This window comes from Saccharothrix carnea (assembly GCF_003014735.1).
Classification (GTDB): Bacteria; Actinomycetota; Actinomycetes; order Mycobacteriales; family Pseudonocardiaceae; genus Actinosynnema; species Actinosynnema carneum.
Genome location: NZ_PYAX01000035.1, coordinates 1 through 10,016 on the forward strand (window position 1 = coordinate 1; position 10,016 = coordinate 10,016).

Consider the following 10,016-nt stretch of genomic DNA (forward strand, 5'->3'; position numbering starts at 1 on the left):
TCGGTGGGATGACACGAAGCCCGGGACCACGCTGGGTCGGGAGATCCAGGGGTAGTTGGGGTCATCCTGCTGATCTGCCCGTCCGGCGAGGACGCCTTTAATCTTTTGATCTTTTCGAGCCGGCAACGGATCCCCGAGCGGACACGGACTGGGACACGGACTGGGACACGGACTCGGTTCCGGACTCGGTTCCGGACTCCCACGCGCCCTGCAGGCCGACGAGGATGTCGGCGACGGTGTGCGCCCGCACGTCGGTGAGAGGCTCGGTGGTGAAGCGGCTCGCCACGGCACGCACGTGATCCTCGGCGGGGCCGGCGAGGCCGTCGTAAACCGCCGTGAACAGGTCGCGGGCGGGTTCGCGGGGCCAGGCTGACGGCAGCAGCCGCAACGGTAGGCGCGGGTCGAGGATCGGCATGCGGCGGTAGGTGTCCATGACCTCGGTACGGGCGCGGACCGCTTCGAGGCCGGTGATCCGGGAGGCGCGGATGTCGGGAAGCACCGGGCGCCAGCGCCGGATGAACGCCTCGTAGTGACCGGCGATGGCGGCCGTGTCCCAGGCGTCGATCGGGTGGCGGCCGGTCGAGGTGTCGAGGTCGACGTGGCGGGCGCGGAACACGGTCATGGCGCCGAACGCCAGCTCGGCGAGCTGTGCCCTGGTCTTGTCGGTGACGTCGTGCGGCGAGATCCAGAGGCCGTCGTAGAGGGGTGCGCAGCCGAGCCAGCGCAGCCGGCTGCGCAGTTCGCGCCGTTGCGCGACCTCGTCCTGCGGCAGTGAGAAGGCGATCAGCGTCCACTGCTCGTCCCAGGGCTCGTCGACGGCGCCCGCGGCGACGATGAACCGACCACCGGCGGCGAGGTTGAGCGCGGCGGCCGTGGTGAGCCGGTAGGAGCTGTTGCGGCCCTGCCTGCTGCCTTCGAGGACGCCGCGACGCGCCAGCCTGCTGATGGTCGTGCGTGCCCCGGCGTGGCTGACACCCGCCTCGGCGAGCAGCGCCACGATCGCCGCAGACGGCAGCCAGGCCCTGGCCCGCAGGGTGTAGTCGGCCAGCAGGGTCACGGTCAGGCCCTGCGGCGAGTTGCCGGACTGGCGTCGGGGAAGCCGGACCGAGTCGTCCGGGAAGATCTCCTCGATGTCGTACGGGCTGGTCACGGCGGCTCCGGCGGTGGCTCGGACAGGTAGTCGCCACCGACCCTAATCAACGAGGGGCCCGCCGCGCGGGCGCGCCGACCCGTCGAGACGGTCGATTGACAGTTTATAGGCCGAGCGGCACTCTAACTGTCACACGAGGGACGGAATCCGACCAGCCACCCGTGCGCGAAACAAAGGAGTCAAGCGCATGAAGGTCAAACCGAGTCTGTTACTCGCCGCGGCGACGTCACTGGTCGTGGCAGGCCTGGTCTCCGTCGCGCCGACGCCCGCGTCCGCGGCGTCGTTGACGGAGGTCACGAACTTCGGCTCCAACCCGGGCGGGATGCGGATGCACGTCTACGCGCCGGACTCCCGCCCGGCCAACCCCGGCATCGTCGTGGCCATGCACGGCTGCGGCGGTTCGGGCCCCGGCTTCTACTCGGGCAGCGAGTTCGCCTCGCTGGCCGACCGGCACGGTTTCGTCGTCATCTACCCCAGCGCGGAGCAGCAGGCGGGCTTCGGCAAGTGCTTCGACATCTGGTCGGACGCGGCCAAGCGGCGTGGCGGCGGCAGCGACCCGGTGTCGATCGTGTCGATGGTGAACTACGTCCAGCAGCGCTACGGCGGCGACCCGAACCGGGTCTACGCCACCGGTTCGTCGTCCGGCGGCATGATGACCAACCACATGCTCGCCCTCTACCCGGACGTGTTCAAAGCCGGTGCCGCCTTCATGGGCGTGCCGTTCAACTGCTTCGCCAACGCCGCCGACTTCCCGCCCGGCAGCAGCAGGTGCACCGGCGGCGGAGGCGCGAACCGCACACCGCAGGAGTGGGGTGACGCGGTGCGCCAGGCGTACCCCGGCTACACCGGCGTCCGGCCGCGCGTGCAGCTCTGGCACGGCACCAACGACACCCTCGTGCCGTACTCGCTGCTCCAGGAGACGATCGAGCAGTGGACCAACGTGTTCGGGCTGAGCCAGACACCGTCGTCCACGGACACACCGCAGGCCAACTGGAACCGCCGCCGCTACAACGACACCTCCGGCGCCACCCGCGTCGAGGCGTACAGCATCCAGGGCGCCGGGCACAGCCTGCCGTCGAGCGGCATGGCCGCCCAGGCCATCGCGTTCTTCGGCCTGGACCGCCCCGTCGACCCGACCAGCACGACCACCACCACGTCGACCACGACTTCCACCACCACAACGACCACAACCACAACCACCACAACGCAACCGCCCGGCACGTGCCGCGTCACCAGCACCGTGAACGCCTGGAACACCGGCCTGACCGAGACCATCACGATCACCAACACCGGCGCGTCGGCGATCAACGGCTGGTCCCTGGTCTTCACCCTGCCGACCGGGCAGACCATCACCTCCGGCTGGAGCGCCACCTACTCTCCCACGTCCGGGCAGGTGACGGCCCGCAACGTCGCCTACAACGCCTCGATCCCGCCGAACGCCTCGATCGGCATCGGGTTCCAGGCGACCCACGGCGGCAACACCGCGAAACCCGCTTCCTTCACCCTCAACGGCACGGCCTGCGCCACCGCCTGACGGGACGAGGCGGCCCGGTACCTCCCGGGCCGCCTCGCCGCTCAACGGCAGGTGCGTGCGTCGTACGGCACCGAGAGCGCGCTCGACACCTCGTGCCCGTCGACGGTGGCGGTCGCGGTGACCGTCGCCGCACCGGCGGGCAAGGCCCGCTCACGGGTCTGGAACGGGTGGAAGCGGGTCTTGCCCGGCTCGACGTCGTCGAACGTCTTCGCGCCGTACGGCGTCTGCACGACCACGTCGACCGGCACGGACTCGTTGTTGGTCACCCGCACGGTCAGCTTGGCGTTCGGCCCGGCGCACCGGGTGTCCGCGGCGCCCTCGACCTTCAGCGACGGCTTGGCGAACCGCCAGCTGTCCACCTCCACCAGGTCCTGGCCGTCCGGTCCGACGAACGTGAAGTACACGTCGTGCGCACCGGAGACGCCGTCGAGCTCGGCGCCGACCTCGGTCCACTGCCCCACCGGCCCGTCGACCGGGATGGTCGCCACGACCGGCCCGGTGCGGTCGTCCAGCCGGAGCTGGATGCTCCCACCGCCGACGAGCGGCTTGACGCGCGCCGACACGCCGGTGGCGCCGGACCCGAAGTCGGCCGACGACAGCGACGTCCAGTCACCGTTGTCGACGTCGTGCAGGGCCAGCTGCGGCACGTCGTTCGGAGCGTTGAGCCGCTTGGTGGCCAACCCCTGCTGCCACGCGATGGTCTCCGCCTCGATCACCCGGTAGGGGTCGAGGTGGCGGATCTGCTCGACGCCGTCGAAGGTGCCGAGGACCTCCTTCACCGTGCCGTCCGCGTTGAACTCCAGCTTCGCGACGTGCGGGCTGCGGAAGCCCTGCGTCGCGCCACCGGTGATGCGGCGGTTCAGCGTCTGCGCGTGGTAGGTGAAGTAGTGCTCGCCGTTCAGCTCGAACACGGACTGGTGGTTGTTGCCGCCCGCACCGAAGTAGACGCCGGGGTTCTTGAAGATGACCCCCGCGTACTTGTCGGGCGTCCACGGGCCCATCGGGCTGTCGGCCACGAGGTAGGCGATCGCGCCGGTCGGCGGGCCGTTCGGGTCGATCGGGCCGCCGAAGCCGAAGTTGGACGAGTAGGAGTAGTAGTACTTGCCCCCGCGCTTGAAGACGTGACCGGCCTCGAACATCAGCGGCGCGTCGATGGTCTCGGCGGCGCCCTCGGTGCTGATCATGTCGTCACCGAGCTTGATGACGCGCGTCGACTTCGGGTGGTTGGTGTTCTCGTAGGAGTTGGAACCGTCGTTGCCGCCACCGCCGAAGTACAGGTAACCCTGGCCGTCGTCGTCGATGAACACGCCCGGGTCGAACAGCCAGTTGCGGCCGTCCGAGGCGCCCGGCGTCTGGGCGGTGACGAGCAGGCTGCCGCGCTCGTCGCGCCACGGGCCCAGCGGCGAGTCGCCGACCAGCACGCCGGTCGCCGCGCCGTTGTTGGCGAAGTAGAGGAAGAACTGCTCCTTGCCGTCGACCACGCGGCTCTCGACGGCCGGCGCCCACGACTGCGAGGCGTACTTCGCCAGGCCGTTCGGCCCGGCGACCGGGATCTCGCCGTGGTCGGTCCAGTTGACCAGGTCGTCGGACGAGATGACGGTGATCGTGTTGATCCCGCCGTAGGTGTTGGTGGGTGAGGTGCCGTCCGGACCCGGGTTGTACACCTGGGTGTCGTTGGTCATGTACACGTAGACCCGGCCGTCGTGCGCGAACGCGTTGCCATCGGCGCCGAACTTGTGGGAGATCAGCGGGTTGCCCTCGCCGGGGTTCTTGCCGAGCACCTCGATCGTGGTCGACGGGGTGAACTCGCGCAGGACGACGTCGTCCACCTTGAAGTCCATCAGGTGCGTCGCGGGCGCGGCGGCCGGGTCGGCGACCCACGGCGTCTCGACGAAGACGCGCGGCGTCGTGACCGACTGGCCGGCCGGGATGGTGAACGTGCCCTGGAGCAAGCCCCACTGACCGCGCGGCGCCGTGCCGGTGCCCAGGTTGGTGTAGGTCGAGCCGCCGTAGTGCATGGTGACGAAGAACTGCTTGGTCGCCGGGCTCTCCGGGTTCTCGTACTTCACCCGGGCGGTGACGGTGTAGGTCTTGCCGGCCTGCACCTTGCCCGCCAGCTCCTGCGCCGGTCCGGAACCGGTGGTCTTGCGGTTGGTCACGAGCACCGCGCCGGAACCCGAGTGGGCGTCACCGGTGGGCGCCAGGGTCGCGCCGTCGGTCGCGTTGCCGTTGTTGACGGTCCACCCGGACAGGCCGTCCTCGAAGCCGGGGTTGGTGATGAGGTTCGGCCCGGCGGCAGCGGCGGTCGGTGCGACCGCGAGTCCTCCGGCGAGCAGGGCTCCGACTGCGGCGAGAACGGCTGCTCTCCGCCGCTGCGGACGTTGTCGATCCACGGGTTCTCCTTGTTCTGGGTGCGGGGGTCTGGGTGCGCTCACCGGCAGGTGCGCGCCTCGTGGGGTGCGGTCAGCTCGACGGTCCGCGGCTCGCCGTCGACCGTCGCGGACGCGGTGACCGACACCGAACCCGCTGGCACGTGCCGCTCACGGGTCTGGAACGGGTGGAAGCGGGTCTTGCCCGGCTCGACGTCGTCGAACGACTTCGTGCCGTGGGGCGTGCGCACCGAGACGTCCACCGGGACCGCTTCGTGGTTGGTGACCTCGACGGTGAGCACGACCTTGGGTCCCGCGCACCGGGTCTGCGCGGACACCGCCAACGCGACCGGGAACCTCGCCACGCCCAGTCGGGCGAGCTCCAGGCTCAACGCCCGCTCCGGCGCGTCGACCTGGTTCTGCGTCCCGAAGGCGGACGCCCGCGCGGCCTGGGCCTTGCCCAACGCCGCACGCATCGCGGCCCACGCGTCCGCGGGGTAGTGGTGCTCGTCCAACGTGGACGCGTGCGTGATCGCGGCGTCCAGGTCGCCGGTGTCGAGCGGCTTGCCCTCGGCGGTCAGCGTGTCGCTGAGCAGGTAGTGGTCGAAGTCGACGTGCCCGCCCGCCCGCGCGGTCGCGTAGTTGAACAGGCCCCACCGGTGGCCCATGAAGTGGGCCAGGCTGCCGTCCAGGGTCTGCGGCCCGACGCGGTCGCCCAGCCGGTGCCAGGTGAGCCCGTCGAGGCTGTAGTGGAACGTGGTCCAGCCCTGACCGGTCGGCGCGTCGAACTCGACGTCACCCTTGAGGTGCGCGGTGGTGGCGTCGCCGAGCGGCACCGCGGTGCCGGGCACGAAGCTCTCCGCGGTCGCCTGGTCGAAGGTGACCGGGAAGGGCTGCACCCGGTTGACCACCCCGAGGGTGTGCTGCCCGTTCACCCGCTTCACCGCGACGTAGGAGAAGCCGCGGTTGTACATCGCCAGGCCCGCGACGTCGCCGTCCTCCATCCGGGAGAAGTCGAGCTTGGTCTCCGCCGAGGACTTCGGGCCGAACGTGCGCTGCGAGAGCGTGTTGCGCGCCTCCTCGAACCACGTCAGCTCGGCCCGGTTCGACAGCTTCGTGTAGACGTAGTCGCCGGTGACGACCTTGCCGGTGGTCAGCCGCAACCAGCCCGCGCGCTCGGTCAACGACCAGTAGCGGTTGTCCGGGGCGTGGTTCCACTGCCAGGCCGGCCCCAGCCGCGAGCCGTTGGGCCTGATCTCCGCCTCGGTCGGGTGCTCGGTGGTCACCGGCTGCCCGATGACCGAGACGTCGTCGAGCAGGTACTCGACGCTGGACGACGGCGGCTGCGGGTTGCCCCACGGCGTCTCGACCGCCAACTTCACCTTGGCGGTCTCGGCCGTGCTCGGCACCGTGTACCGGCCCGAGACGGTCGTCCACCGGCCCGCCGGGACGTCGCCGGACGCCATCACCTGCACGCCCGCGCCCCAGTCCGCGACCAGGTTGAACCGCACGGTCGCCGGGCCCGCCGAGTACTTCACCTTCGCCGACACCTGGTACGTCACGCCGCGTTGCAGCACGCCGTCCAGGGACTGGTTCGGCCCGGAGCCGTTGAGCGCCCGGTTGGCGACCTTCAGCGCCGTGGTGCCGTCAGCGGGCTCCAGGGCCAGCTGCGCGCCGAACTGGGCCGCCCACGGTGACACCGAACCGGACTCGAAGCCGGGGTTGCGCACCAGTTCCACGCCGATCAGCGACTCGTCGACGTCGGGCGGAGACGGGATCGTCCACTGCTCGTCCAGGTAGGCCTTGTGCGGCGCGTCGTTGGCGAAGTCGTCCGAGGCGACGACGCTCTTCTGCCGCTCCAACGCCTCCTGCGCCGGGCTCAGCCGGATCGGCTTGGCGAACTCGCCGTTCACCGGCACCACGCCGCGGTCGCCGAAGGTCGGCCAGCCGTCCTGCCACGTGGCCGGGATGAGCGCCGGGATGCGGCCGACCGGGAACGAGTCGCGGAAGAACACGCCGTACCAGTCGGTCCGGCCGCCGTCGCGGGCGATCGGCACGAGGCTGCCCTGCGCGAAGCCGTTCGAGTTCAGCACGCCCCGCGCCTGGTACGGGTTGCCGCCGTCGGCCGTCGCGTACCGCCCGAGCAGTTCCGGCGAGCGGAACAGCACCACTTGGCGGCCCTGGCCCGGTGGCCACGTGATGATCACGACGTAGTAGTGCCCGTCGATGTACTGCACCTGGGCGCCCTCGAACAGCCCGCCGAGGAAGGGCGAGCCGGGGTAGTCCGCCGGCCGCAGGATGTTCGGGTACTCGGCCACCACCCTGGTCAGGCCGCTGTCCAGCTTGACCGCGCTGGTCGACCCCGACCCGTAGAAGATGTACGGCGTGCCGCCGTCGCGTTCGTCGAAGTACAGCGACGGGTCGTGGAACGCGCGGCCCAGCGGCAGCCGGGTCCAGGCGCCGTCCTCGATGTCGTCGGTGGTGTAGAGGTAGGAGCCGCCGAGGTTGTTGGTGTTGAAGGCGACGTAGAACTTCCCCCGGTGGTAGCGCAGCGACGACGCCCACTGGCCCTGGCCGTAGGAGTTCTGGCCGTTGCGCAGGGAGAACGAGTCGCCGACGCCCAACCGGTCGAAGACGTAGTTGACGATCTCCCAGTTGACCAGGTCGTAGGACTTCATGATCGGCGCGCCGGGGCTCAGGTGCATTGTCGTGCTGATCATGTAGTAGACGTCGCGGCCTTCTTCGTGCTCCGCCGCGGGTACGCGTTCCACGCTGACGTCGGGCACGTCGGAGTTGAGCAGGGGCACGGAGTAGGTCCCTCCACCCCGGTCGGTGGACGTGTACGAGGACGCGGGCACCCACTCGTCCGCCGCCTGGGCCTGCGGTCCGACCGAGGGCAGGGCGGCACCGATCAGGGCGGCCACGGCGAGGGCGGCTCGCCGCCGACGTGGGGGTGAGTGGACGGTCAGGGGCATGGACGGCTCCAGACGCGGTCGTGGCGGAAACCGGGTGTTTTCCGGGCAGTCGAGGGCAGCCCGCGAAAGGACACATGTGACCGCTAACATCCAGGCGCGTCAATATGTGGATGCCAGTGATCGAGGTGTCCTGGTGAACGGCGTGGGTCGACGGTGTCAACGTGATGTTGCGGGACAGTGTTAGCGATAACACAAGTAGGTGTCAAGGTTGATCCGGGACCTGGTTGGCCGGCTGTCCCGAACGTGCGAAACATTTGCGTGCCCGGCGGGCGTGACCAGCGGCGACGACAGCTAAAAAGAACGCCCGGATATTTAGCGCACACCCGCGTTGACGGCCCGAATGGCGCTTGGTTACATTGAGTCGCCGATCACCGCCGATCAGTCCCGATGTCGAAACTTTTCGATCGCGGACCGCCGTTCACCGCCGTGGCATCCCGTTGACGATGACGTTGGGAGTTCCCCCGCGATAAAACCGGCGGTGCGCTCTCCGCTGCTCGGTACCGGTTCGGTGAGCGCGCGTGGAGGGGGCGGTAGTGGGGAACAGGACTTCCGGTGCGCCTGCGATGGCCGACGTCGCCCGGCTCGCCGGCGTGTCGCACCAGACGGTGTCGCGGGTGCTCAACGGCCACCCGTACGTCCAGGAGCAGACGCGCTCACGCGTGCAGGCGGCGATCGAGGAGCTGGGCTACCGGCCGAACCGGGTGGCCCGAGCGCTGGTCACGGGCCGTTCGCAGCTGATCGGGGTGGTGGCCCAGAACACGACCCTGTGCGGGCCCGTCTCGTTGCTGGCGGCGTTCGAGCAGGTGGCGGTGGCGGCCGGGTTCGTGGTGACCGCGCACCGGGTCAACGTGCTGGACCGCGAGTCGATCACCAAGGCCCTGGAGCGGCACCGCGACCAGCGGGTGGCGGGCATCGTCGTCATCGCGCCCACCGCTTCGGCGCACGACGCGGTGGACACCGTTCCCCCCGACGTGCCGCTGGTGATGGTCGACGGTGACGTGGAGCGCTCGACCCCGTTGGTGACCGTGGACCAGGTGGCGGGGGCGCTCGCCGCGACGAACCACCTGTTGGACGCGGGTCACCGCACGGTCTGGCACGTGTCCGGCCCCTCGGACTGGTTCGACAGCCTCGGCCGGATCAAGGGTTGGCGGTCGGCGCTGCGGGCGGCGGGCGCGGAGGAGCCGCCGATCGTGCCGGCCGACTGGAGTGCCGCGTCGGGCTACCGGGCGGGCCAGGTGCTGGCCCGGATGCCCGAGGTCACGGCCATCTTCGCGGCCAACGACCACCTGGCGCTGGGCATCCTGCGCGCGATGCACGAGCGGGGCCGCCGGGTACCGCACGACGTGAGCATCGTGGGCTTCGACGACGTGCCCGAAGCGGCCTACTTCATCCCGCCGCTGACCACCGTCAAGCCGGACTTCGGCGCCGTCGCCCGTGATGCCCTGGACCTGCTGATGGCCCGGATCGACGGGAACCCGATCGGCGAGGTCCGGCGCACGTCCACGCCGACGCTCGTGTCGCGGGACAGCGTCGGACTGCCGGCAGACCGGGCGTTCCGCGCGGTCCGCAAGCGCAAGGCGCGCGGTGTCGGCTAAATCCCGGGCCGTCTTTTTTAGCGCGGGCCGATGATTGACTGCGTGATCACGGCCTGGCTAGATTGAATCGAAGTCGCACGCCTTTCCACGTTTGCCGGACCGCTTGATTGGGAGCGCTCCCATAATCTCTGCCCTTACCGCGACAGCAACGACGCTGGGAGGACATCGGAATGGCGGCAGAACGCCTACCCGGCGCTGTGGAAGGAGACACGATGGCACGGAGAAGGCATGTTCTCGGCGCGGGCGTCCTCTCGGGTGTGCTCGTGGCCGGGACGGTGGCGCTGGCCGTGGGCGGCGGCACGACCGCGCAGGCGGCCGACTCGGCGTTCTACACCGATCCGAACACGTCGAGTGCGCGGTGGGTGGCGGCCAATGCCGGTGATTCGCGGGCGG

5 protein-coding genes and 1 pseudogene are annotated in these 10,016 nt (G+C 70.1%); 3 read left to right on the forward strand and 3 right to left on the reverse strand.

Annotated elements, in window-relative coordinates; translation table 11 throughout:
- Window positions 1–97: 97 nt before the first annotated feature.
- Window positions 98–1,150: a PaaX family transcriptional regulator gene (locus tag B0I31_RS39765; RefSeq protein ID WP_106620551.1), complete on the reverse strand. Its 1,053-nt coding sequence runs from the start codon at window positions 1,148–1,150 to the stop codon at window positions 98–100.
- A 187-nt stretch (window positions 1,151–1,337) separates the two neighbouring features.
- Between B0I31_RS39765 and B0I31_RS39770 the strand changes: the two genes are divergently transcribed.
- Window positions 1,338–2,684, forward strand: coding sequence for an extracellular catalytic domain type 1 short-chain-length polyhydroxyalkanoate depolymerase (locus tag B0I31_RS39770; protein WP_106620552.1), 1,347 nt, complete (start codon window positions 1,338–1,340; stop codon window positions 2,682–2,684).
- 41 nt (window positions 2,685–2,725) lie between these two features.
- Here the strand turns inward: B0I31_RS39770 and B0I31_RS39775 are convergent, their stop codons facing one another.
- Both B0I31_RS39775 and B0I31_RS39780 read right to left on the reverse strand, forming a co-directional pair.
- On the reverse strand, window positions 2,726–5,077 hold the full coding sequence (locus B0I31_RS39775; protein WP_106620553.1) for a family 43 glycosylhydrolase: 2,352 nt from the start codon (window positions 5,075–5,077) through the stop codon (window positions 2,726–2,728).
- 38 nt (window positions 5,078–5,115) lie between these two features.
- Window positions 5,116–8,028, reverse strand: a complete 2,913-nt coding sequence (locus B0I31_RS39780; RefSeq protein ID WP_106620554.1) for a beta-xylosidase family glycoside hydrolase — start codon at window positions 8,026–8,028, stop codon at window positions 5,116–5,118.
- 563 nt (window positions 8,029–8,591) lie between these two features.
- On the opposite strand from B0I31_RS39780, the gene B0I31_RS39785 reads away from it, so the two are divergent.
- Window positions 8,592–9,623, forward strand: a complete 1,032-nt coding sequence (locus B0I31_RS39785; protein ID WP_106620555.1) for a LacI family DNA-binding transcriptional regulator — start codon at window positions 8,592–8,594, stop codon at window positions 9,621–9,623.
- Window positions 9,624–9,835: 212 nt separating this feature from the next.
- A pseudogene (locus B0I31_RS39790) lies at window positions 9,836–10,016 on the forward strand (glycoside hydrolase family 6 protein); the annotation flags it as partial.

Bases quoted from the DNA above. Each gene is read 5' to 3' on its own strand.
- B0I31_RS39770 (WP_106620552.1), top strand. From the start codon at position 1,338: ATGAAGGTCAAACCGAGTCTGTTACTCGCCGCGGCGACGTCACTGGTC.
- B0I31_RS39785 (WP_106620555.1), top strand. From the start codon at position 8,592: ATGGCCGACGTCGCCCGGCTCGCCGGCGTGTCGCACCAGACGGTGTCG.
- B0I31_RS39780 (WP_106620554.1), bottom strand. From the start codon at position 8,028: ATGCCCCTGACCGTCCACTCACCCCCACGTCGGCGGCGAGCCGCCCTC.